The organism is Algoriphagus vanfongensis DSM 17529 (assembly GCF_000429465.1).
Classification (GTDB): Bacteria; Bacteroidota; Bacteroidia; order Cytophagales; family Cyclobacteriaceae; genus Algoriphagus; species Algoriphagus vanfongensis.
Map to the genome: position 1 here is coordinate 143,774 of NZ_AUBX01000014.1, position 21,900 is coordinate 165,673.

Here is a 21,900-nt window from a genome sequence, read left to right on the forward strand (position 1 = left end):
AAAACCCTAGAGCACTTCTACGCTAGGGTTTTATTTAATTTCTAGAAGGAAAAATTCCAACCAAGGCAATGCAATAGTTCAATGAAAGTGAAGGCTGCATGTTATTGTGAGGCAAACTACCTCCTGCTTGCCCTATGCTAAACTGATTCATGGATACATTGGCAGAAGAATTGGCAAAGGAATTACCTTCTACCGGACCAGCACCTCTCTCAATAGTGGCATTATTGACTGCCAATACATTTTGTGTAGGGATATTGCTTGTCCCATTTCCATTGACTCCTGATAGTCCATGAGTGTGATTGGGAAGTTCAGCCTGCGTCAGAGTGACATTTTCAACACCTAGTTTTTGTCCTAGTGTGTAATTTGACAATCCAGGCCCATTTCCCATTCCCACCACAACCCGGCTTCGAAGATCTGGTAAGCCAAAAGTCGTCCTCCCATCTCCTCCATATACGGTTCCCAATAATGAAAACAAGGCTGTATTTTGTGAAATAGGAAGTAATTGACCTTGACACATAGCCCATCCTCTTGGCGCAAAATTGCACCCAAAGAGCTCTATTTGACCTATAAATGGTGTATCCATCGCTTTAAGTAGTTTAAATGAAAAAGATTAATTACGAGAAGGAAAAATTCCCTGCAATGCGATAATGTAGTTCATGGCGATAGAGGGCTGCATATTTGTATGAGCCTGACTCCCGCCCGTAGATCCTATGCTTGCACCAAGAGACGCATTCGGACTTTCATTGCTATAAATATTGACTGGCAAGGGATTAGCTCCCCTTTCCACAAGCATATTTGCAGCAGCAAGCACATTATTTGTCGGAGAGTTGCTATTTCCAGCACTGCTACTTGCCAGAAGACCGTGAGTATGCGAGGGAATTTCTTGAGTAGTTAATGTAACGTTCTCAACTCCTAATTTTTGCCCCTGAGGGCGGTTACTCAACCCAAACCCTTGGTTCATACCAATGGCACATCTACCTCTCAAATCAGGCAATGCAAAAGTGGTACGACCATCTCCTCCATATATTGTTCCTAATAAAGAAAATAAGGCTGAGTATTGTGAAATCGGAAGAAGCTGACCTTGACACATCGCCCAGCCGCGTGGAGCAAAATTGAAGCCCACCATCATAATCTGTCCTAAAAAAGGTTCCATAGTAAAAACAGTTTTGTTAAAATATATACTAGTAAAGCTCGAAATTCTCAAAAACTAAATCCATACGTGCCACCACGTATTTTAGTGCTTTATGTCCTTTCTAAACCTTGTGGTAGTCACAAAAAAAGCCTCGCTCAAAAAGCATAAAATCCAGCTCATTAGGCTCCAATCCCTCCAATTGCAAGAATACTCCCTCCCCTTTTTCATTAGACAGGGAGAAAAGTTTACTTGGCTTGTCATCTCTTTGTGTCGCCAAAAACATGGTAATATCCGCACTGCTTTGTGCCAAAGTCTGGAGATCCAGACCCGGATGGAATCGCTTGGGACACTCGGTAAGGCAGAATACTACCTCACATTTTTTTTCGGATTTCAAAAAACCAGCCCATTCATTCATTTGGGAAATCGTGTCTGAAACCCTCTGTCCAGGCTCACCAAAGCCAACTCCCAGCACACCACATCTTACACCTGCTACTTCCAGAATTTTAAACTTGGGCACCTTCTCAAATGCCACAGATTTATAAGTGGTATTAATCCCAACTGTCACCTTGTCAAAGGTCGCTATCTCTTCTCCAGCAAGAAAGTCACTTCCTAGCAGCATTGCATCCGGCCTAATTGACTCAGCCATAAAATCATGCTTTGCTGGTACATGAGTAAGAAAACTAAGTCCTTTTCCGCTCATTTTACTTTCATAGCCTAGACCAGAATTGCTTGCTTTATCATGACCACCTACTTTCCATTGGCAAACACTCAAAAGTTTTGAGGCATTAGCCTCATTGGCCAATATAGAATCAAAAGGGGTGAAGAAATATGCTCCAGATATAAGGGACAATTCCTTGAAAAATTTTCTACGGTAAAAATTCATAACATAAAAATAAAGTATGGGCTACAGTCAAAAGTCAGGAAAAAACAGCCAATACGCAAGAAACTAGAAGAAAAACTAACTATCCGCCCTTCACTTACTGACCTCAAAATGAGCATTTTCACATCAACGAAGCAGCTTAAAAACAATCAATTACACATTTCAAATCCACTAAAAAGTAATTCATTTTAAAAAAATGAATGCTTTGACTTATAACAAATTTTCCTTTCACAATTCTGCCAGATTCATCCACCCAAGCCACTAGACATACTTACCGTTTTGCAGAAAAAAACACAACCCTTCCAATTCTTTCCGTACTTTGAAAAAAATTTTTGACTATGAAAGATACTTCTTTGACTTCTTCAATCTTAGCTTTTTTGGATCAAATCGGAATTCCTAACCAACCAAAGATTTTAGATGAAACTTGCATTTTACCTGGCGTTTTGATTGACAAAGGCATACTTTATTATGATCTCAGTAGACTGGAAAATCCCGGAGATCTTATTCATGAAGCTGGACATATCGCACTGATGACACAGGACGAAAGAAATAAAATCGTTGGCAATGTAAAAGAATACAGAAGTCCTGCTGAAGATGATGAGTTGGGGGTATTGGCCTGGTCCTATGCAGCAAGTAAGTACTTGGACCTGAAGCCTGAAGTGATCTTCCATGAAAATGGCTATCACGGCCAGTCCTCACAGTTGGTACATGGATATGCTACAGGTCAAAATCTAGGTCTTCCTTTGCTAGTTTGGATGAACCTCTGTGACTACGAAACCTATCCGGCTATGAAAAAGTGGGTTCGAGAATAAACCAATTCAGTTGTTTGACTCGCAAATTAACTTTTGCAACCAATCATTCAACCCTAGATCCATCACAAGGTGAATTCTCGGACTTGAGCTCTGATTGACTACTCGATGAGGCTCCGAAAGTTTCAAATACCAGCACTCTCCCGGCTGCATCAAAACCCGCTCCTGATTGAGATAAAAAAAGACCTGATCATTCGTCAAAATTGGAATATGAAGCCTTACTTCCTCTAGGTCTAAATCATAGTCCCGATGCTCTTTGATCTCGGACTCTGGTCCCAGTCTCATGAGACGAATGGAAAATTTCGGGCAATGAAATTGATCCAAAACCCACTGAAAATAGGGGGTTTTCTCTATGAATCTAGTGAGCACAAAATCCTTGTCTCCAGGCACAGCAGATGCCATCAAAATGGGGTGCTCCCTCCCCCTTTGTGCAGTCAGCGGCAAGACAGACCAATCTCCCTGGTAATTTTGCTTCACAAAATGAGTGACCCACTCTGCCTCCTCCAGCAAACTCCAATCTTGAATAAGCTTCTCTTGATCAAATCGAATCGGAAGCTGAACTTTCATAGGCAATTCTAACATAACATTTCCCTTTGTTTACTTTTATCGCCCATTTGCGAACGATTTTGATCGAAATTTATGCCTTCTCAAAGCTTGACAAGCCTTTTTTAATCTCTAGAGGCTGATTTGACATGGCATAGTCTTCGACTATTTTTTTTAAAAAACTTCTGATTATGAGCTACATCGCTATCCCCATCCCGCAAGAACCCGGAAGACAGGACATCCAAATCGATGTCACCGTAAACAATCAAAAGCAATCTCTTCACTATAAGGTAGAACTCTTCTACTGGGACGAATGCAAAAATCCTCAAGGACATCGGGCAGATTGTATTTCTGAACTTTTGGCGAAGCATGATCCTGCCTGGACCGTCTACTATATCGGTGCACCGACAGATGACTTTGTACCGATTACATTCGTCCAAAAGCAGGAAAGACCTACCCTCCGCTCCCTTTAAACTGATCTTCCTTGTAAGCAAAAAGCACATTGAAGGTAGTGAGCGACCCATAGCAGCGCGTGATGTACTGTTGTAAATGAACACGATCTTCATCGTCCAGTTTCGGGTGATTATTGATGTTTTGCTCCAGCACCCGGAGCTTCTCTCTGACCATCACGATCTTATGAAAAAAGGTATCCATCGGTATTTCTTTGCTTTGCAATGCATCATCACCGGGCTGTATCAATACCGAGCCTCCTATCCACTTGCCTCCTAGCGGTACTATAGGCGCCCTTTCCGAAGTCTGAGTCAAAGCCTCTCGGATCGCTTTTTCGACATCTTTCATCGTCAACATCGGAAAATCGGGCTTTTTGGCCTCTTCAACCTCAAATCCATCATAATCCCGACCCAAGGTTTTGATTTCTTCAGAATCATAAAAGTAGATTTTATAATATCTCTCGTCTGCAGACAAGATCATTCCCACACCGAATTTGGGGTGGCGCAGCTTGCTCCCTGGAGCTAGTTCACTGGTAGACATATTTTAAAAAGGTTAAATTGACAACCCCAAAATAGTGATATTTTAGAATTGATCTCTCAAAGGCATGAAACTATACAGACAACTTTTACTACCTGCAATATCTATATTTCTTGGGTTCACTTTTTTCGGAGCAGGCATGGGCAAATTATTCGCTGCTCATCAGTACATCGGCTGGATCGGACCGGTCTGGCTGATAGAGCGACTAGAAGAGTATCAACTTGGCTTTTATGCTAAGTTCATAGCATTTTCTCAAGTAGTGATCGGCTATTTACTCCTCACGCTGAGATTTAGACTAGTGGGAGGCATCATGATGATTCCCTTGATTCTCAACATCCTGATGGTGACTATTTCCCAAAATTGGAAAGGAACGCCCTTTGTCCTAGGCTTTCTCCTCTTGCTGAATCTCTTGATTTTGCTCCCCTATAGACATTTTCTTGGACCGCTGCTAAACGAAGAAATCACCAGCACCACTCCAACCAAAGCCATAGCCCGCAGTACGCAAGGACATTGGGTTTGGCTGAGCGGGATGGCTTTACAACTGGCGGCTATTGGTGTTTCCTATCATGAAATAAAACTATCCTTTATTCTATCAGCTTTGGGCATTCTACTTTCATTTTTGAGCTTTCGAGTAGACCGCGGTCAGAGTCAAGTGAGACCCAAACCCACCCTTTCTTGATCGACAAGGAACACTTAAAAATAAAAGAAACTAAGTATCAGCCCACTACCTTCAAAAGCATCAAAGAATATCGAGATTCATTGGAAAGAGAGATTTTTGCTTTACCTTTGTGGCCTAGCGGCACGACCAGCTCCTGCTGAATCCCCCAGGCCCGGAAGGGAGCAAGGGTAGGCGGTTGTAGCGGTGCGATGCCGCTTCTTTTTTTGCCTATTTGGCAAACCTCTCTTTTTTTCCATTCCGTATCCTGATTTATCTTTTAACTTTGTCTGCGACAAGTCCTCGTGAGGGCTTTCTCATTTAGCAATTCAAATCAAATACCTATTTACATGAAATTCTTTATTGACACTGCGAATCTCGCTGAGATTCAAGAAGCCTACGACTTGGGAGTACTAGACGGAGTGACTACCAATCCGTCTTTGATGGCCAAAGAAGGCATCACAGGAGATGAAAATGTGCGAGCGCACTACAAGTCTATCTGCGACATCGTCGACGACAAAGTCAGCGCAGAAGTGATCTCCACCGATTTTGAAGGCATGATCCGCGAAGGAAAAGAGCTTGCAAAAATCGACGACAAAATCGTCGTGAAAATCCCAATGATCAAGGATGGTGTCAAAGCAATCAAGTATTTCCATAGCGAAGGTATCCGTACCAACTGTACCCTGATCTTCTCTTCCGGACAAGCACTTTTGGCCGCCAAAGCAGGAGCCTCTTATGTGTCTCCATTCATCGGAAGATTGGATGACATTTCTTTTGATGGACTGGAGTTGATCGAGCAGATCGTGCATATCTACCAGACTTATGGTTTTGCCACGGAAGTACTGGCAGCCTCAGTACGTCATACAATGCATTTGATCAAATGCGCTGAGATCGGTGCAGATGTAGTGACTTGCCCGCTCAAAGTCATCACCGGATTACTCAAGCATCCATTGACAGATTCAGGACTAGCACAGTTTTTGGCAGATCATGCCAAAGCCGCAGGAAAATAATCAATCAGGAGGTTGGCCGAAAGGTCAACCTTTTTTAACCTTCCTCCATGTATATCATCAAAGTAAAAGGGAAAGCTAAAATCCCAGACTACATTCAGATTCGTGACGAAAACTTCGTACTCGTGGCCTATTTCAGAGCAGATAGACCTATGAAAAACATTGAAAAATTTGGCTTGGAAGGAAAAGAGAAAGAACTCGAAGCATTGATAGAATCCCTTCCTTTCGGAAAATTACAAAAACTAGCTATTTAACTATGGATTTCAGTACTCAACCTGTACTTCAAGTCAACAATGCCACCATCTTTCAGGGAATAGATCCCATTCTAGCTGATGTCAGTTTTTCGGTAGAGCAGCACGAATTTGTCTTTCTGATCGGTCAGACAGGCAGTGGTAAGAGTTCCCTTCTCAAAACACTCTATGCCGATCTGGCTCTCAAAAGTGGAAAAGCTGAAATCGCCGGCTTTGATCTGACAGATATCAAAACTTCCGAAATCCCCTTTCTGAGAAGAAAATTGGGAATCATATTTCAGGATTTCCAACTTTTCAATGACCGCACGGTCGGAGAGAATCTCGACTTTGTGATGAAAGCCACCGGTTGGAAGGATAAAAACAAAATAAATGAACGCATGGCTGAAGTGCTTATGCTGGTAGGACTCACCAATGCGTCTTCAAAAATGCCTCACCAACTCTCCGGAGGAGAACAACAGCGTGTGGTGATTGCCCGAGCTTTGCTCAATGAGCCTTCGATCCTACTAGCCGATGAACCTACCGGAAACTTAGATCCGGATGTAGCAGATGGGATTTTCAAGCTTTTCCAAGAAATCAACAAAAAAGGAACCGCCATCCTGATGGCAACTCACAACCATGAATTGCTGCGAAAATACCCCTATAGAGTCCTGAAGTGCCAAGACGGAAAACTGCTTGACAGCCAGACTCATGACGTATCATTTGGAAGCAGTTTTTGATTTTTTAACTGCGCTACCAAATAACATATGGATTTTTTTACCGTTTATTGTTCGACAACTAAACAACTATGAAGCAATCCAAACTATTCACCCTTGCTTTTCTTCTTGGTACCGGATTTCTTTTCTCCTGTGACCCAGACGAAGACCCAACTCCTCCTGTAGACCCCAGCTCAGAATCCGCTGTCAATGATTGGATTTTTGAAGTGATGAGTCAGGTATATTACTGGCTGGACGATATGAATACTCCTATTGCGGCAGATTCAGATCCCGAAGATTATTTCGAGTCCTTGCTCAATCGTCCTACAGATAGGTTTTCCGCTATTTATCCGAATTATCAAGATTTGATCAACGCCCTAAGTGGAGTAACCTTGGAGGCGGGCTATGAATTCACCCTATTCAGAGAAAGCCAAAGCAATGAAAACGTAGTAGCCGAAATCACATACATCAAAAAGAACAGCCCTGCCGCTTCTGCTGGACTGATGCGCGGAGACATTATCAATGAGATCAATGGTGTCCAAATGACACTCACCAATTATCAACAGGTGTTGGGCGATATTTCCAGCACCCATACGGTGAATTATTTGCGATTCAATGAAGAACTAAATGGGTACGAAGCAAAAGAAGAAGTGACCATGAATACGATAGAACTGGCAGAAAATCCAGTTTTTATCGACACTGTTTACACCATAGACAATTCCAAGATCGGCTATTTGATGTACAACTTTTTCGCTCCAGGGACAGGCGGATCCAATACTACTTATGATCAGGAAATAGATGCCGTTTTTGCAAAATTCAAGAATGAAAGCATCCAGCACCTGATAGTGGACCTTCGCTACAATGGAGGTGGATATGTGACTTCCGCGGTCAACCTTGCAAGTCTTATTGGGCCTGGGGTAGGTGCTTCGGATATCTTTTCGAAGACTAAATACAATAGCTTCCTCAGTCAATATGATGACTTTAAAAACGTACAGACACCATTTAAGGCGAAAGCAGAAAACTTAGGGGCGACTCTCGAAGGCAACAGAGTCTATATTTTGACTTCGGAAAGAACAGCTTCAGCTTCCGAGCTATTGGTCAATGGCCTCAAACCCTACATGGATGTCTTTTTGATCGGAGATGTCACTTACGGGAAAAACGTGGGTTCTATTGCTTTTGAGGATGAAGAGAATGATTCCAACCCTTATGGAATTCTACCAATTGTATCGCAAAGCTTTAATAGCTTGGATCAATCCGATTACACCACTGGATTTTCACCAAATATTGAAGTTATAGAATTCACCGAGAGACTACTCCCTCTCGGAGACACCCAAGAGATCATGCTCCGTACGGCTATAGAGCAAATTACAGGCACGGCTTCCAGCTTAAGAGTTGAAAAGCTAGACAGGCAAGAAATGGGCAGCTCCCTCGATAAGAAAGTTCGGCAGGGAATCATGATCGAAAACAAAAGACTTAACTAATACCTAAAAAAGCCTCATCACAAATGAGGCTTTTTTTACATCTCTCTTCGGTACTTTGTACTCATTCCAAATACCCTGAGTTTATTTCACTATTTCATCAAAAAACTTAACTTGATGAAAACCAATCAACTAAACTCAAATGTTAAAACTTTGGAATCCCCGAGCTTTACTTAGCTTAGCGGCAGTAGGAGCGATGACTTTTGCTTGCCAACCTCAAGAAGAAAATCCAATACCATCTACTGAATCGGTAGAATTTATTGGCTACGCTCACGGAGAAATCATTCCGGGCAAATACATCGTCCGATTGAACCCCTCACAAATCAACTTTAGGAAGACGCAGGATTATGCTGCAAATACTGCAAGCATGCGAAAGATCAGTGAAGATCTTCTTTCTAAGTACAGAATTGACGCTGGAAATATTGAGCATGTCTACGGCAGTTCTATCGAAGGATTTTCTGCAACTCTTTCGCAGGACCAATACCAATCGCTCCTTGGAGATCCTTCTGTCCAATATATTGAGCAAGACCGAGTAGTGATGCTGGCACCTCCTCCAGGCAAAGGCAAAGGCGGAAATAACGGAGGCAGCAACCCTCAGGAAATTCCCTGGGGAATCACAAGAGTTGGCGGAGGATCCTATAGTGGAAGTAATAAAGCCTACATCATAGATTCCGGAATAGACTCCAGCCATCCAGATCTAAATGTCTCTGCGAATCTAGGATACAATGCATTCACCAAAGGCAGAGACTCAGACATTACTTCTGACGGAAACGGCCACGGCACCCACGTAGCTGGAACAGTGGGAGCGATAGATAATGAAATCGGAGTAATAGGAGTTGCCCCCGGAGTCACACTCGTTCCAATCAAAGTTCTGGATAGCAGAGGAAGCGGCTCTTATTCTGGAGTGATTGCAGGAGTCAATTTTGTAGCTGACAATGCCTCTCCAGGTGATGTAGCCAACATGAGTCTGGGAGGGCCTACTTCCGCTTCTCTGGATGCTGCTGTGGTGGCGCTCGCACAGTCTGGAGTCAAAGTAGCCTTGGCCGCTGGAAACGAATCTCAAAATGCTAACAACAGTTCTCCTGCTAGAGTAGAATATTCTGGCGTCTACACTGTTTCAGCCATTGACTCAGATGACAACTTTGCCTATTTCTCAAATTATGGAAATCCCCCTATCGAATACGCAGCCCCCGGGGTGAACATATTGTCTACGGTTCCTGGAGGCTACGCAAGCTATAACGGAACCTCGATGGCCTCCCCTCACGTAGCTGGTCTCCTACTTTTGGGCACTATCCACTCAGACGGCCAGGTCAATAGTGGTGACCCGGACGGCCAACCTGACGTCATCGCCCATCATTAACAAGGAAAAAGCGGCTGATATCAGCCGCTTTTTTCTCATTATCAAATCGTTAAGTTTTTGATTTAACTCTGATTCCTTTTTGAAATCAAATACTTTTGCAGCTATGGAAGCTACAGCCAGTTTTATATTGATTTTAGGAATTTATTTCATGGGCACCTTGGCAATCATCCAGCAAGTGATCCATCCCAAACGAGAATTGGTACCGGTCAATGGAGGCAAGGGCAAAACGTGGGTTACCAATTATGCCAAAATAATCGGCTTGAGTTTTTTGCTTTCCGCATTCTGCACTAGCTTGGCATATATTCTTTTTATATAAAAAAAACCGGCTTTCGCCGGTTTCGTTGTTATTGCGCTTTTTGCAAATTTTCTTTAGCTAGCTGGAAATTCGGATCCAACTGGATGGCTTCTTCAAAAGCCGTCTTCGCTTCAGTTTTAGAACCTTGATCCAAATAAATCATCCCTTTGAGATTCGATGCAGCCGCCTTCATCAAGACCTCTTGTGTTTCTGTTTGACTGACAGGAAATCCAATTTTATCTTCTGGCTTTGCATTTTTGAGAAGCATATTCGTAGAGTTCAATGCTTCTTCATAGCGCTTCAAATTATACTGGATAAACGCAGACTTGTAAAGGCTAAAGTTATCACCAGTCAACAAGTATAGGCTCTCAAAATGAGGCAATGCTCGATCCAAAGCACCTACTTGCTCTAGGGAGTAAGCAGCGATTTCCAAAGCTGCCACATTTTGATCATTAACTTCCAGGATATCCAAAGAGGCCAAAGCTGCAGACATCGCCTGACCTGTCTCAAAATACAAGGAGGCCAATGCCTCTAGATAGCGTAGATTTTCAGGATTTCTCACGATGAGATCGTACAAGATCGTCTTGGCAGCTGCCGGATCATTGTATCTCAACGCTAATTGATAGGAAGCTTGGTTTTGGACATTCAATACTGATCGGACCTTTGGATCCAGTCTTGGGATGGAATCATTGGTCTGAGCTTGTAGACCATGTCCCAGCATGGCTACCAGCATAATAAGGAGTACTCGTTTCATTTTGTAATTAGTAATTATTCTTTCAATTAGGATTTGGGCCGGAGACCTTTTGTTGCGGCGATCTCGACCATCAGATTTCTGGCTTCTTGAGGGTTATTCTGAATTTTGCCCTCCAATATAGCCTCTTTAATTTCTTCTTTTATTTCTCCGACAACTTTTGAAGGTTTCAAATCAAAAATTTCCATGATTTCCTCCCCACTGATTGGAGGTTGGAAATTTCTCACTTGATCCTTTTCCTCCACTTCTTGGAGTTTTTGCTCTACTTTATCAAAATTGTCCAGATAGCGCTTGACCTTCTTGTTGTTTTTGGAAGTGATATCCGCTCTGCATAGCTTCATCAAGTCATCGATCGCATCTCCCGCATCAAAAAGTAACCTTCTCAATGCCGAATCTGTCACTTCATCTTTGACCAATGCGATGGGTCTCAGATGAAGACGGACCAGCTTTTGGACAAACTTCATCCGCTCATCCATTGGCAGCTTCAATCTCTTGAATATCCCAGGAGTCATCCGAGCTCCCTTGTCCTCATGTCCGTGAAATGTCCACCCAACTTTGGCATTGAACCTCTTGGTAGCTGGTTTTGCTATGTCATGCAAAATCGCCGCCCATCGAAGCCAGAGATCCTCACTCACCTGAGAGACATTATCCAAAACTTGGAGCGTATGGTAGAAATTATCCTTGTGAGACTTATCATCCACTGAGTCTACCCCTTGGAGTTCGACCATTTCCGGAAAAAACTCATGAAGCAATTTCCCCGCAAATAGGAGTTTGAATCCATAAGACGGCTTATCACTCAATACAATTTTATTGAGCTCAGTAATGATTCTTTCTGCAGAAATAATCTGGAGTCTTGAGGCATTCTTTTCGATGGCAAAGAAAGTATCAGGATCGATGTCAAAACTGAGCTGCGAGGCAAAACGCACCGCTCGCAACATCCTCAAAGGATCGTCCGAAAAAGTCACATCTGGATCAAGCGGTGTTTTGATGTTTTTCCGCTTCAGATCTACAAGTCCATCAAAAGGATCCAGTAAATCCCCGTAATTCTCCGGATTCAATGAAATAGCCATTGCATTGATGGTAAAATCACGACGCTCCAGATCTTCTTGCAAGGTCCCATCTTCTACGATAGGTTTTCGGCTTTCTGATCGATACGATTCCTTTCTCGCTCCCACAAATTCCAACTCCGCATCCTCCAACTTGAGCATCGCGGTACCAAAATTTTTAAATACCGAAAGCGGCACATGAAAGTCAAACTGACGCTCGACCTCCTCGGCGAGAGCTATCCCGCTTCCCACACAGGTAAAATCAAGATCCTTGCTGGACCTCCCCAAAATCAAATCTCTGACATAGCCGCCCACCACGTAGGTTTCCAAGCCTAGATTTTGAGCGGCTTTTGATACTTTGGCAAAAATGCCATTTTGATCTAGTTGTTCTTTAAAATTCATCCTTTCAGGATCTTCACATCTCCATCCGGCCCGAGATACATCTCTTTGACGGAAGGGCCAAATAATGGAAAATACTTTTTTGTAGTGACATCTACGGACTCTTTCGTGTCGAAGTAAACCAGTACCGGCTGGGATATCTGAAAAAGCAACTTGTTCCACTCCGTATCTCGGATCAACGCGAATCGAATGGAACCGTTCACTGCCAAGCCCTCTGGGACCAATCGATTGGCCGGACTGGTGTAGATTGTGGGCTTCGAAGCATACTCGACGATATCGAGAGAGATTTCTGAAAACTGCTCAGAAATGGACCTGATCTGAAATAAATCAAATAACAAATAGATCCCATCTTTCCCTTGTTGCTCCTTCCAGTTTTCCGGCTTGGTCAATGTGATGACCTTCCCATTCCCTTCCTTGATAGTGAGGCTTCCTTTGTCTCTGAATAGTTTGACGAATTCCGATTGATCCAAAACGATAAAATTTTTGCACAAAAATAATCAGAATATTGAGAGTAGGACGCACACAAAAAAACCTCTCCCAAGAAGAAGAGGTTTTTGGAAAGCCTTTGAAGAAGGGATTATCCTTTTTCGTTCAGTTTTCTATTGACAAAATAACTGACAGTCAAGCCCAATCCTCCAAAAATAAAAATACAGGCTGGAAATGAGACATCAGAATCCATCCCTGCCTGACCCAGTAGAGCTCCCACCAATATTCCCACGCCTACACCGATCGCCAGCAGCGCAAAATTCAAAACAACTTCTCCGAAACTGTACTTCTTACCAGAATTAAACACTTTTGCATCGGCTCCTTTTTCGATCAATGCAAGCCTTTCTTTGTTTCTTGTAGACAGATACACATAGATGATCCCAAACAAGCAGGAAAAGATAATTAGCGGAATTAAGATTTCAGACATCATAGTTTTGGTAGTTTTTTCTCCTTGGATGAGCCGTATTCAGAAAAGGTTACAAGTCTTTGAAAAAAATTGTAACTTTTTTCTCATCCTTTTCATCTAAGGTGAAAATGAAGTTTAAAGAAGACTCAGCTTATATAGACTTGATCCTCGCAGGAGACAGGCATGCCTTTGGCCTTTTGGTTCAAAAGCATCAGGCCTTTGCCTTTACCCTGGCGGTGCGGATCACCAAGAATGAAGAGGACGCTAAGGAAGTTGCACAAGATTCGTTTATCAAAATCTATCATTCCTTAGCTCAATTTGAACGAAAATCAGCATTCAAGACCTGGCTATACAAAATTATTTATCATGAAGCCTTGGGAAAATTGCGCAAGAATCAAAGGCAATTTCTCAGAGTAGATGAGCTGGACTCTGAAGGCATGGAATTTGGTGATTTCGAAACTGGTCTAGAGGCTATGCAAAGGGCTGAACGCAGCAAAATGATCCAGGAGGCATTGGATAGAATCAAACCTACAGAAGCAGCGATCTTAACGCTATATTACCTCGAGGAGCAATCCATCAAGGAGATTCAAGAGATCACCTCCTATTCTGAGTCCAATATCAAAATCCTGCTTCACCGCGGGAGAAAAAACTTAATGGTAGAAATTTCCAAAGCCATGGAAAATGAAAAAGTAAATATATCATGAGCAAACAACTGAACAAGGACCAAGATCCACTATTTAAGTGGATTCAAGAGGCTGGTCATCAGCAACCCAGCCCAGATTTCTTTTTGTCGGTCATGACCAAACTGGACCAAGAAAAACCCATAAAATCCTATGAGCCAGTATTTTCCAGAATTCACTGGATACTCATTGCTCTTTTTATTGGGAGTATTATAGCCTTCTCTCTTATACCTACTGCCAGTGCTGGCACATGGTCGGAGTATCTGTTAGACTATGTTGCATTTGATCTGCCTGCTATATCATTGAAAGCTCCTCACTTGGATATACCTTCTGTATTTACTACCAAAGTTATGTTGCAGTCCATTATATCATTTGGATTATTGAGTTTAGCATTACTTGCTATGAGGATAAAAAATCTAAAAACACAATAAAAAAAGTGCAACTTATTTAGTTGCACTTTTTAATTTTCATTGAGTAAAGATTATCCTCTCAGCCAATTGATAAATGTCTGATATCCCACTCCAATTTCTCTTGCGAAGGCAGCTTTGGTTTTGTTACCAGCAGCCTCTACTTTTTTCCATTCTTCGATGATTTTACTTTTTTCCCCGTCAGAGAAAGATCTTCTTTTAGATGATTTAGCCACAGATCCACCGCTAATTAGAGAAACCAATTCATTGAATTCACTAAGGAATTTGCCATCGGTCAGATACAGACCAGCTGCTTCCAATTTTTTAATCACATCATCTTTAGGATTGACTGGAGTGACAGCGATTCCTCTTGCCGCTGCTTCATGCAAATCAATTTTTTTTCCTTCGGCAGTTTTGTAAACAAACCCATCGTTTTTTTTCAAATCAGCTATCGCTTCTTTAATAAGGTCTCTCATGATAATTTAATTTAAGTATTGTAATCAAAAGTAGTTTGCAATTTATATAATATTATGATTGACAAAAGCGAACAATAGTTTTTTTTAAAACACATGTCTTCTTTTATATAAATCCCACAAGACTATCTAACAGTAAGGATTCTGATAACTCATAAATAGTCTCGATTGATTTTCATATTTACAGTGAAAAATGTACAAATGTCAAGCAAATGAAACGCTATACTAACCTTTTCGTCACTTGGCCGAGTATTTTCTCTTTGCTCTAAAAAATCGATTCAAATCAGAGGAAAACGAAAAATCTGAATCAGGTATCGGATAATTTTCCTAATTTTGAGCCCCATAAGAATCCAATCAAATTTCATCTCTCACCATTCTTATGGCCTCATCCACCAAATACATCTTTATTACAGGAGGAGTTACTTCATCCCTCGGAAAAGGAATCATTGCCGCGTCTTTGGGCAAATTGCTTCAATCCAGAGGATTTTCAGTGACCATCCAAAAATTTGACCCTTATCTCAACATCGACCCAGGAACACTCAATCCCTATGAGCATGGTGAGTGCTATGTCACAGACGACGGAGCAGAGACCGATTTGGACTTGGGACATTACGAGCGTTTTCTCAATATCACCACTTCTCAAGAAAACAACGTCACCACTGGAAGGATCTACAACAATGTCATCACCAAAGAAAGAAAGGGTGAATTCCTGGGAAAAACAGTTCAGGTCATTCCTCACATCACGGATGAGATCAAATCAAACTTCTATAAACTAGGCCAAGACGGCAAATTTGACGTAGTCATCACCGAAATTGGTGGCTGTGTCGGGGACATCGAGTCTCTACCCTTCATCGAGGCAGTACGTCAGGCCCGTTGGGATCTGGGACCGAATAATTTCTTGGTAATCCACCTGACATTGATCCCTTACCTGAAGGCGGCCAAAGAACTCAAGACAAAACCAACCCAGCACTCTGTCAAGCAATTGCTGGAGGCTGGTATCCAGCCGGACATCTTGGTCTGCCGTACCGAGCATCATCTTCCTGCCGATGTCAAGAAGAAACTTGCGCTTTTCTGTAATGTGCAGCTCAACTGTGTCATCGAATCCATCGATGCCGACTCTATCTACGATGTACCTCTTTTGATGAAAAAAGAGAAACTAGATGAGCGTGTGATGACCAAGCTCAAGCTAAGCTCCAAGCAGAATACCGAACTTGAAAACTGGAAGGAATTTCTCGGCAAACTCAAAAATCCTACCCAAGAAGTCAACATAGGACTTATCGGAAAGTATGTTTCCCTGCCAGATTCCTACAAATCCATCATTGAGGCATTTACTCATGCTGGAGCATCGATCGAGTGCAAAGTCAACCTCAGACTAATATCTTCAGAAGAAATCAACCCTGACAATCTACAGACCAAATTAGACGACTTAGATGGTATCCTCGTGGCTCCTGGTTTTGGAGAAAGAGGCTTTGAAGGAAAAATAGAAACAGTCAAATATGCCCGAGAAAACCAAATTCCATTTTTCGGAATCTGCTTGGGAATGCAAGTAGCCGTCATCGAATTCGCCAGAAATGTGCTGAATTTTGAAAAGGCTAACAGTACTGAAATGGATCCAGAAACTCCCTATCCGGTAATAGCCCTCATGGAGGAGCAGAAAAAAATCGACCAAATGGGCGGTACTATGAGATTAGGGGCTTATTCTTGCGATCTGAAAAAATCCAGCAAGGCCTATAGCGCCTATGGAAAAACCAAAATACAGGAGAGACACAGACATCGCTACGAGTTCAACAATGAATTCATCAAAGAAATCGAAAGCGCTGGCATGATCGCCACTGGCAAAAACCCCGATACAGGACTAGTCGAAATCGTCGAGATCAAAAACCATCCTTACTTTGTCGGCGTCCAGTTTCATCCGGAATACAAGAGTACTGTTTTGAGTCCTCAGCCGCTGTTTGTGAAGTTTATCCAAGCAGCCATCGATAAGAAAATCAAGTAAAAGAAATCCCCATCAGGGAACCAACAAATTATGGATAGAAATCAAGCGACAGGATTAATCCTATTTGCAGCAGTGATTTTGGTGTATTCCATCTTCTTTGCAAGTAGTCCAGAAACTCCCCCAGTGCTAGAGGAGTCCCCTGTCCAAACTGAATCAGCTACTTCCGCTGCAGCAGACTTTAGTCCTGCTGCGCCACTAGAAAACGATAGTACCATCGATGCCAATCGAGTTGCAAAATATGGTGCACTAGCTACCTTGACCCAAGGAGAAGAGGAAACAATCACCTTGGAAAATGATAAAATCCAAGTAGCAATCTCCACTAAAGGTGGAGCTATCAAAGAGGTAAACCTAAAGGAATTTAAAACCTGGGAACAAGAGCCCTTGCTTTTGATCGATGAGCAATCCTCTCAAATGGATTTCTCTATTGAGACGAGCAAAGGACCGGTGTCTCTTTCTGAGTTTTATTTCACGCCTGAGCTTTCTAACAGTCAAAATGAAGAAGGACTGGCCATCTCCACCTTGACCTTGACTGCGGGAACCGAAAACGGTACTATTTCGCAAGTTTTCTCCATTACAGATGGTAGCTATGTAGTCGACAAAAGTTTCTCTGTGGACCGCTTCAATGGGGTATTGACTTCTCAATCTCTTGCTTTGAACTGGGAAGACCAAGTCAAAGCCGTGGAAAGAGACCTTGCCGAGTCCAGAAGAAAAACACAACTTAACTATTATACTAGCTCTGGATCCTATGAAAACCTAGGAGTGGGCGAAGATGCAGAAACCGAAACAGTCTCTGAACCGGTAAAATGGATTGGTTTTAGCCAACGATTTTTCACTTCCGGGATTATTTCAGAGACAGGTTTCCAGCAGGTAAGCCTTAATCAAAGCACTCCAGCTGATAGTGCCGTCGTTAGGACCATGGCCACGAGTCTACAAGTGCCGATGGAAAATGGCTCAGCAAATCTTCAGTTCTACTTCGGACCAGATCAATACAAAACCCTGAAAAAAGTCACCGATGGCTTTGAGAAGAATGTGGACATGGGCTACTTCTTTGTAAGCTGGGTCAACAAGTATATCATCGTCAACCTTTTCTACTTCTTAGAAAAGTTCTTTGACAACTACGGTGTCATCATCATTTTGATCGTACTGATCATCAAGCTTGCCCTATCTCCTTTGACATACAAGTCTTACATCGGGATGGCAAAGATGCGGGTCATCAAGCCTGAGATAGACGAGCTCAAAGAGAAATATGGCGAGGATCAGACCAAAATGCAGCAGGAGCAAATGAAGCTGTTTTCCAAGCTGGGCGTATCTCCTATTTCTGGATGTTTGCCGCTTTTGCTTCAGATGCCATTCTTGTTTGCGATGTTCTTCTTCTTCCCTAATTCAGTAGAACTCAGACAGGAATCCTTCCTTTGGGCCAATGACCTTTCGACTTACGATGAATTCATCAAACTGCCATTTACCATTCCATTCTATGGATCCCATGTCAGTTTGTTCACCTTGTTGATGACCGTATCACAGATCGTGTACACACACTTCAATAACCAACTCACCACTGCCACGGGACCGATGAAAAACATAGGGTACATCATGCCAGTGATGTTTATGTTTATCCTAAACTCCTATCCAGCAGGTTTGAGTTTCTACTACTTCGTATCCAATATGGTGACATTTGGACAGCAGGCTTTGATCAAGCTATTTGTGGATGATGACAAAATCCGTCTGAAAGTAGAAGAAAACAAAGTGAAGAATGCGAATAAGAAAAAATCCAAATTCCAGCAAAGACTTGAGGATGCGATGAAGGCAGCTGATGCCAATCGCAAGAAATAATCAAAAGGCCTTCGGGCCTTTTTTTATTGCTGCCGTCAATAAATCAAAAAGTAGGGCTAACCGGAAGGATCACAAGTCCAAATTAAGAATCAAGAAAATTTAACATCTTCCATCTACTCCCGTAGAAGTGGAATAAAAGACTGATCCAAGCCTGATTAGAAAGACTCACAGCAAGGTTTTCTGCTTTTTCAGACAAAAACTGACAGATCTATCGGGATAAAAAAAGGAAGCTCCGAAGTCGAAAAAGACTGGAATTTGCTTAATATTGAGACTAAATTTCAAAAAGAACCATGGGAAAAATCATTGCTATAGCCAATCAAAAAGGAGGAGTTGGAAAAACCACCACCGCGATGAATTTGGCAGCCAGTCTAGCTGTGCTGGAGCATAAGACCCTGGTCATCGATGCCGACCCTCAGGCCAATACTACCTCTGGCCTAGGACATGATCCCAAAAATATAAGCACCAGCGTATACGAATGCATGGTGGATGGGATAGATGTCAGGGAAATCATCCTTCAGACTGAAATAGAACATTTGGATCTCGTGCCCTCTCACATCGACCTAGTCGGCGCTGAGGTGGAGATGATCAATATGGACAATCGGGAAGAGAAGATGAAAGAGGTGATTTTGCCTCTGAAAGATGAATATGACTTCATCATCATCGACTGCTCTCCCTCTCTTGGCTTGATCACCATCAATGCATTGACAGCAGCACATTCGGTAATTATCCCGGTGCAGTGCGAGTATTTTGCATTGGAAGGCTTGGGCAAGCTACTCAACACCATCAAAATCATCCAGACCAGACTCAATCCTGATCTAGAAATAGAAGGCATTCTACTGACCATGTACGATGTCAGACTGCGACTATCCAATCAGGTCGTAGAAGAAGTCAAAGTTCATTTCAAAAACATGGTATTCGATACCATTATTCCGCGAAATGTCCGATTGTCAGAGGCACCAAGTTTCGGCATGCCAGCAATTGCATTTGACGCAGATGGCAAAGGAGCCGTCGCCTACCTTAATTTGGCCAGCGAAATCGCGCAGAAAAACGGCCTTCAAAAAGTAAATTCATAATATGGCTGATCAAAAACCCAATAGAAAGAAAACTGCATTAGGAAGAGGATTGGGAGCCCTGTTGGAAGACAGCCCGGCCAAAAGCAAATCAGAAGACATCCTACCCGAGGTAGCGAAAACCGGAATTTTTGAAATTTCACTTTCCGATATACAAGTCAATCCTTTTCAGCCACGAACTCATTTTGACAAGGAAGCCCTTCAGGAGCTTTCCGAATCCATCAAGGTACAAGGGATCATTCAGCCGATCACTGTTCGCAAACTGGATCAAAACGAATACCAGTTAATCTCTGGTGAAAGGAGATTTCAGGCTTCCAAACTGGCAGGTCTGGAGAAGATCCCCGCCTATGTCCGTACTGCGAATGATCAGCAGATGCTGGAAATGGCTCTGATCGAAAACATCCAACGGGAAAACCTCAACGCACTGGAAATCGCCCAGTCTTACCAGAGACTACTCGCAGAATGTGACCTCAAGCAAGAGCAACTGGGAGATCGCGTTGGCAAAAACAGAACGACAGTCAACAATTACCTGAGACTACTCAAACTTCCTCCCACGATCCAAGCGGCTATTCGAGATCAGCAATTATCTATGGGACATGCGCGAGCCCTGATCAATATCGAAGATGTGGACAAGCAACTCGCCATTTTCAAAAAGGCTGTAGAGGAAGAACTAAGTGTGCGCAAAGTCGAGGCTTTGGTCAAAGCTCTGAACGAAGGAAAACCAGAGAAAAAATCTGAACCAAGCCTAGATCCGGTCAGAAAATATGAGCTCAACAAAATCCAACAGCGACTCGCTTCTCATTTTGGAACCAAAGTAGCTCTGAAAGCCAACGAAAAAAACAAGGGAGAAATCAAAATCCCATTTACCTCTACCTCCGATCTCAATAGGATATTGGAGCTTTTGGAAATCATCTAATTTTGGAAAAAATAAGCCGACATTTCTCTTTATCGACCAAAGCCCCTTGGATCTCCTTGGGTCTTTTGTTTTTGTGCTTGATGCATGCGTCTCCTGTCCAGGCACAAGAGGTAGAGGAAGCTGTAGCTATAGAGAACATAGAGACTCCTTCACAAAAATCAGAGAAACCAGACTATTCCTCCTTGCCAAAGAATCCCAGAAAAGCGACCTTGCTTTCTGCCATTTTGCCGGGAGCAGGCCAAGTCTACAACGGCAAGGCCTGGAAGGTCCCGATTCTCTATGCCGGCTTTATCACCGACATCTATTTCATAGGGTTTAACAACAAGCGGTATCAGGTTTTTCGGGAGGCTTTGTTTGCCTTTGATGACGGTGAAGTCAATGATTTCCCCAGTCTCAACCGGGATGCGCTAGTCAGAAACGTGGAATATTGGCGAAAAAACAGAGATTTGACGATCTTGCTCCTCGCTGGTATCTATGCATTGAATATCATCGACGCCAATGTAGACGCCCACCTCTCAGGCTTTGACATATCCGATGACTTAGCTTTGGGATTCGAACCTAATTTTGAAACACTATCTGCCCGGAATCAACAATACGGGTTTACAATAAAACTAAGATTTCAATAATGAATATTTTGCTCTTAGGCTATGGTAAAATGGGACAATTGATCGGGCAAATCGCCGAATCGAGAGGTCATACCCTAGCCGGAAAAATAAGCATAGACAATCGTGAAGATCTACAGCAGATTGATCCATCGACGGTAGATGCTGCTATAGAATTTAGCCAACCAGAAGCAGCGGTAGAAAATATCACCTGGTGCCTCGAAAATAACATTCCAGTTTTGTCCGGAACGACCGGTTGGTTGAATGAAAAGCCTCGGCTCGACTCTTTGACAAAGGAGAAAAACGGTGCTTTTTTCTATGCCTCTAATTACAGCATAGGAGTGAATATTTTCTTCAAAGTCAATGAGTTTCTAGCCAAACTCATGAATGAAACCACGGGCTATCAATCCAGCATAGAAGAAATCCATCATACCGCCAAACTGGACGCTCCATCAGGTACGGCCATCACGCTGGCAGAGGGGATCATCAATGAAAGCAGCCAATTCAAGGATTGGCACTTGACCGGTGAATCGAACGGAAACGAACAGTCTTTGCCTATTACTTCCAAGCGGATCGACCCTGCCCCTGGCACACATATTATCCGCTATCAATCAGAAATAGACGATATTGAAATCAGCCACACCGCTCACAGCAGACAAGGCTTTGCTCTTGGCGCAGTTTTGGTAGCAGAATGGATCCAAGGCAAAAAAGGAGTCCTTTCTATGAACGATTTCCTATCTTTTTGACCA

At 42.7% G+C, this 21,900-nt stretch carries 27 protein-coding genes and 1 other RNA gene; 18 read left to right on the forward strand and 10 right to left on the reverse strand.

Going from position 1 to position 21,900, the window contains the following annotated elements:
* Positions 1-34: 34 nt before the first annotated feature.
* From G460_RS0111755 to G460_RS0111765, 3 genes are all read right to left on the reverse strand, one after another.
* Entirely contained in the window at positions 35-583 is a 549-nt protein-coding gene (locus G460_RS0111755) for a phage tail protein (protein WP_026955535.1), read from the reverse strand.
* A gap of 27 nt (positions 584-610) precedes the next feature.
* The gene (locus G460_RS0111760; RefSeq protein ID WP_026955536.1) at positions 611-1,153 is read right to left on the reverse strand and encodes a phage tail protein; all 543 of its coding nucleotides are present in this window, start codon (positions 1,151-1,153) and stop codon (positions 611-613) included.
* 100 nt (positions 1,154-1,253) lie between these two features.
* Positions 1,254-1,982, reverse strand: a complete 729-nt coding sequence (locus G460_RS0111765) for a hypothetical protein (RefSeq protein ID WP_157366921.1) — start codon at positions 1,980-1,982, stop codon at positions 1,254-1,256.
* 368 nt (positions 1,983-2,350) lie between these two features.
* On the opposite strand from G460_RS0111765, the gene G460_RS0111770 reads away from it, so the two are divergent.
* Positions 2,351-2,824: a hypothetical protein gene (locus G460_RS0111770; protein ID WP_035464385.1), complete on the forward strand. Its 474-nt coding sequence runs from the start codon at positions 2,351-2,353 to the stop codon at positions 2,822-2,824.
* Between the two features lie 6 nt (positions 2,825-2,830).
* Here the strand turns inward: G460_RS0111770 and G460_RS0111775 are convergent, their stop codons facing one another.
* Complete coding sequence (locus tag G460_RS0111775) at positions 2,831-3,388, reverse strand: aspartyl/asparaginyl beta-hydroxylase domain-containing protein (protein ID WP_157366928.1); 558 nt, start codon at positions 3,386-3,388, stop codon at positions 2,831-2,833.
* A gap of 167 nt (positions 3,389-3,555) precedes the next feature.
* Between G460_RS0111775 and G460_RS0111780 the strand changes: the two genes are divergently transcribed.
* The gene (locus tag G460_RS0111780) at positions 3,556-3,837 is read left to right on the forward strand and encodes a hypothetical protein (protein ID WP_026955540.1); all 282 of its coding nucleotides are present in this window, start codon (positions 3,556-3,558) and stop codon (positions 3,835-3,837) included.
* Here the strand turns inward: G460_RS0111780 and G460_RS0111785 are convergent.
* Positions 3,818-4,354: a hypothetical protein gene (locus G460_RS0111785; RefSeq protein WP_026955541.1), complete on the reverse strand. Its 537-nt coding sequence runs from the start codon at positions 4,352-4,354 to the stop codon at positions 3,818-3,820. The two genes, G460_RS0111780 and G460_RS0111785, sit on opposite strands and share 20 nt — an antisense overlap.
* Positions 4,355-4,418: 64 nt before the next feature.
* On the opposite strand from G460_RS0111785, the gene G460_RS0111790 reads away from it, so the two are divergent.
* From G460_RS0111790 to G460_RS0111820, 8 genes are all read left to right on the forward strand, one after another.
* The gene (locus tag G460_RS0111790; protein WP_157366922.1) at positions 4,419-5,030 is read left to right on the forward strand and encodes a hypothetical protein; all 612 of its coding nucleotides are present in this window, start codon (positions 4,419-4,421) and stop codon (positions 5,028-5,030) included.
* 114 nt (positions 5,031-5,144) lie between these two features.
* Positions 5,145-5,231, forward strand: an RNA gene (gene ffs, locus G460_RS22900) — signal recognition particle sRNA small type.
* Between the two features lie 125 nt (positions 5,232-5,356).
* Positions 5,357-6,016: a fructose-6-phosphate aldolase gene (gene fsa / locus G460_RS0111795; RefSeq protein WP_026955543.1), complete on the forward strand. Its 660-nt coding sequence runs from the start codon at positions 5,357-5,359 to the stop codon at positions 6,014-6,016.
* Between the two features lie 47 nt (positions 6,017-6,063).
* Positions 6,064-6,267, forward strand: a complete 204-nt coding sequence (locus G460_RS0111800; RefSeq protein WP_026955544.1) for a hypothetical protein — start codon at positions 6,064-6,066, stop codon at positions 6,265-6,267.
* Positions 6,268-6,269: 2 nt separating this feature from the next.
* Positions 6,270-6,980, forward strand: a complete 711-nt coding sequence (locus G460_RS0111805) for a cell division ATP-binding protein FtsE (RefSeq protein WP_026955545.1) — start codon at positions 6,270-6,272, stop codon at positions 6,978-6,980.
* Between the two features lie 68 nt (positions 6,981-7,048).
* Complete coding sequence (locus G460_RS0111810; RefSeq protein ID WP_026955546.1) at positions 7,049-8,437, forward strand: S41 family peptidase; 1,389 nt, start codon at positions 7,049-7,051, stop codon at positions 8,435-8,437.
* Between the two features lie 139 nt (positions 8,438-8,576).
* Positions 8,577-9,794: a S8 family peptidase gene (locus G460_RS0111815; protein WP_026955547.1), complete on the forward strand. Its 1,218-nt coding sequence runs from the start codon at positions 8,577-8,579 to the stop codon at positions 9,792-9,794.
* A gap of 79 nt (positions 9,795-9,873) precedes the next feature.
* Positions 9,874-10,110, forward strand: coding sequence for a hypothetical protein (locus G460_RS0111820; RefSeq protein WP_026955548.1), 237 nt, complete (start codon positions 9,874-9,876; stop codon positions 10,108-10,110).
* Between the two features lie 28 nt (positions 10,111-10,138).
* Here G460_RS0111820 and G460_RS0111825 read toward each other — a convergent pair whose 3' ends face one another.
* The 4 genes from G460_RS0111825 to G460_RS0111840 form a co-directional block, all read right to left on the reverse strand.
* On the reverse strand, positions 10,139-10,843 hold the full coding sequence (locus G460_RS0111825; RefSeq protein ID WP_026955549.1) for a tetratricopeptide repeat protein: 705 nt from the start codon (positions 10,841-10,843) through the stop codon (positions 10,139-10,141).
* A gap of 26 nt (positions 10,844-10,869) precedes the next feature.
* Positions 10,870-12,288, reverse strand: a complete 1,419-nt coding sequence (locus G460_RS0111830; RefSeq protein ID WP_026955550.1) for a CCA tRNA nucleotidyltransferase — start codon at positions 12,286-12,288, stop codon at positions 10,870-10,872.
* The gene (locus G460_RS0111835; RefSeq protein WP_026955551.1) at positions 12,285-12,755 is read right to left on the reverse strand and encodes a hypothetical protein; all 471 of its coding nucleotides are present in this window, start codon (positions 12,753-12,755) and stop codon (positions 12,285-12,287) included. The genes G460_RS0111830 and G460_RS0111835 overlap by 4 nt, the downstream gene beginning before the upstream one ends.
* Before the next feature lie 107 nt (positions 12,756-12,862).
* Complete coding sequence (locus G460_RS0111840; protein WP_026955552.1) at positions 12,863-13,201, reverse strand: DUF6249 domain-containing protein; 339 nt, start codon at positions 13,199-13,201, stop codon at positions 12,863-12,865.
* Between the two features lie 104 nt (positions 13,202-13,305).
* Here G460_RS0111840 and G460_RS0111845 point away from each other — a divergent pair, with 104 nt between their 5' ends.
* Positions 13,306-13,881, forward strand: coding sequence for an RNA polymerase sigma factor (locus G460_RS0111845; protein ID WP_026955553.1), 576 nt, complete (start codon positions 13,306-13,308; stop codon positions 13,879-13,881).
* The gene (locus G460_RS0111850) at positions 13,878-14,288 is read left to right on the forward strand and encodes a hypothetical protein (protein ID WP_026955554.1); all 411 of its coding nucleotides are present in this window, start codon (positions 13,878-13,880) and stop codon (positions 14,286-14,288) included. The genes G460_RS0111845 and G460_RS0111850 overlap by 4 nt, the downstream gene beginning before the upstream one ends.
* A gap of 50 nt (positions 14,289-14,338) precedes the next feature.
* Here G460_RS0111850 and G460_RS0111855 read toward each other — a convergent pair whose 3' ends face one another.
* The gene (locus G460_RS0111855; protein ID WP_026955555.1) at positions 14,339-14,740 is read right to left on the reverse strand and encodes a hypothetical protein; all 402 of its coding nucleotides are present in this window, start codon (positions 14,738-14,740) and stop codon (positions 14,339-14,341) included.
* 376 nt (positions 14,741-15,116) lie between these two features.
* Between G460_RS0111855 and G460_RS0111860 the strand changes: the two genes are divergently transcribed.
* The 6 genes from G460_RS0111860 (at position 15,117) to dapB (ending at position 21,897) form a co-directional block, all read left to right on the forward strand.
* On the forward strand, positions 15,117-16,733 hold the full coding sequence (locus G460_RS0111860; protein WP_026955556.1) for a CTP synthase: 1,617 nt from the start codon (positions 15,117-15,119) through the stop codon (positions 16,731-16,733).
* A 30-nt stretch (positions 16,734-16,763) separates the two neighbouring features.
* Positions 16,764-18,563, forward strand: a complete 1,800-nt coding sequence (gene yidC / locus G460_RS0111865; protein ID WP_026955557.1) for a membrane protein insertase YidC — start codon at positions 16,764-16,766, stop codon at positions 18,561-18,563.
* Between the two features lie 290 nt (positions 18,564-18,853).
* A complete protein-coding gene (locus G460_RS0111870) occupies positions 18,854-19,636 on the forward strand; it encodes a ParA family protein (protein ID WP_026955558.1) in 783 nt (260 codons plus the stop codon).
* Position 19,637: 1 nt separating this feature from the next.
* Positions 19,638-20,549, forward strand: a complete 912-nt coding sequence (locus G460_RS0111875; protein WP_026955559.1) for a ParB/RepB/Spo0J family partition protein — start codon at positions 19,638-19,640, stop codon at positions 20,547-20,549.
* A 2-nt stretch (positions 20,550-20,551) separates the two neighbouring features.
* Entirely contained in the window at positions 20,552-21,175 is a 624-nt protein-coding gene (locus tag G460_RS0111880) for a DUF5683 domain-containing protein (RefSeq protein WP_026955560.1), read from the forward strand.
* Positions 21,175-21,897 (forward strand): 4-hydroxy-tetrahydrodipicolinate reductase, encoded by a 723-nt coding sequence (gene dapB, locus G460_RS0111885; RefSeq protein ID WP_026955561.1) that lies wholly within the window; start codon positions 21,175-21,177, stop codon positions 21,895-21,897. Before G460_RS0111880 ends, dapB begins: the two co-directional genes overlap by 1 nt.
* Positions 21,898-21,900: the final 3 nt, after the last annotated feature.

Bases quoted from the DNA above. Each gene is read 5' to 3' on its own strand.
- G460_RS0111755 (WP_026955535.1), bottom strand. From the start codon at position 583: ATGGATACACCATTTATAGGTCAAATAGAGCTCTTTGGGTGCAATTTT.
- G460_RS0111760 (WP_026955536.1), bottom strand. From the start codon at position 1,153: ATGGAACCTTTTTTAGGACAGATTATGATGGTGGGCTTCAATTTTGCT.
- G460_RS0111770 (WP_035464385.1), top strand. From the start codon at position 2,351: ATGAAAGATACTTCTTTGACTTCTTCAATCTTAGCTTTTTTGGATCAA.
- G460_RS0111775 (WP_157366928.1), bottom strand. From the start codon at position 3,388: ATGAAAGTTCAGCTTCCGATTCGATTTGATCAAGAGAAGCTTATTCAA.
- G460_RS0111780 (WP_026955540.1), top strand. From the start codon at position 3,556: ATGAGCTACATCGCTATCCCCATCCCGCAAGAACCCGGAAGACAGGAC.
- G460_RS0111785 (WP_026955541.1), bottom strand. From the start codon at position 4,354: ATGTCTACCAGTGAACTAGCTCCAGGGAGCAAGCTGCGCCACCCCAAA.
- G460_RS0111790 (WP_157366922.1), top strand. From the start codon at position 4,419: ATGAAACTATACAGACAACTTTTACTACCTGCAATATCTATATTTCTT.
- fsa (WP_026955543.1), top strand. From the start codon at position 5,357: ATGAAATTCTTTATTGACACTGCGAATCTCGCTGAGATTCAAGAAGCC.
- G460_RS0111800 (WP_026955544.1), top strand. From the start codon at position 6,064: ATGTATATCATCAAAGTAAAAGGGAAAGCTAAAATCCCAGACTACATT.
- G460_RS0111805 (WP_026955545.1), top strand. From the start codon at position 6,270: ATGGATTTCAGTACTCAACCTGTACTTCAAGTCAACAATGCCACCATC.
- G460_RS0111810 (WP_026955546.1), top strand. From the start codon at position 7,049: ATGAAGCAATCCAAACTATTCACCCTTGCTTTTCTTCTTGGTACCGGA.
- G460_RS0111815 (WP_026955547.1), top strand. From the start codon at position 8,577: ATGTTAAAACTTTGGAATCCCCGAGCTTTACTTAGCTTAGCGGCAGTA.
- G460_RS0111825 (WP_026955549.1), bottom strand. From the start codon at position 10,843: ATGAAACGAGTACTCCTTATTATGCTGGTAGCCATGCTGGGACATGGT.
- G460_RS0111830 (WP_026955550.1), bottom strand. From the start codon at position 12,288: ATGAATTTTAAAGAACAACTAGATCAAAATGGCATTTTTGCCAAAGTA.
- G460_RS0111840 (WP_026955552.1), bottom strand. From the start codon at position 13,201: ATGATGTCTGAAATCTTAATTCCGCTAATTATCTTTTCCTGCTTGTTT.
- G460_RS0111845 (WP_026955553.1), top strand. From the start codon at position 13,306: ATGAAGTTTAAAGAAGACTCAGCTTATATAGACTTGATCCTCGCAGGA.
- G460_RS0111850 (WP_026955554.1), top strand. From the start codon at position 13,878: ATGAGCAAACAACTGAACAAGGACCAAGATCCACTATTTAAGTGGATT.
- G460_RS0111855 (WP_026955555.1), bottom strand. From the start codon at position 14,740: ATGAGAGACCTTATTAAAGAAGCGATAGCTGATTTGAAAAAAAACGAT.
- G460_RS0111860 (WP_026955556.1), top strand. From the start codon at position 15,117: ATGGCCTCATCCACCAAATACATCTTTATTACAGGAGGAGTTACTTCA.
- yidC (WP_026955557.1), top strand. From the start codon at position 16,764: ATGGATAGAAATCAAGCGACAGGATTAATCCTATTTGCAGCAGTGATT.
- G460_RS0111870 (WP_026955558.1), top strand. From the start codon at position 18,854: ATGGGAAAAATCATTGCTATAGCCAATCAAAAAGGAGGAGTTGGAAAA.
- G460_RS0111875 (WP_026955559.1), top strand. From the start codon at position 19,638: ATGGCTGATCAAAAACCCAATAGAAAGAAAACTGCATTAGGAAGAGGA.
- dapB (WP_026955561.1), top strand. From the start codon at position 21,175: ATGAATATTTTGCTCTTAGGCTATGGTAAAATGGGACAATTGATCGGG.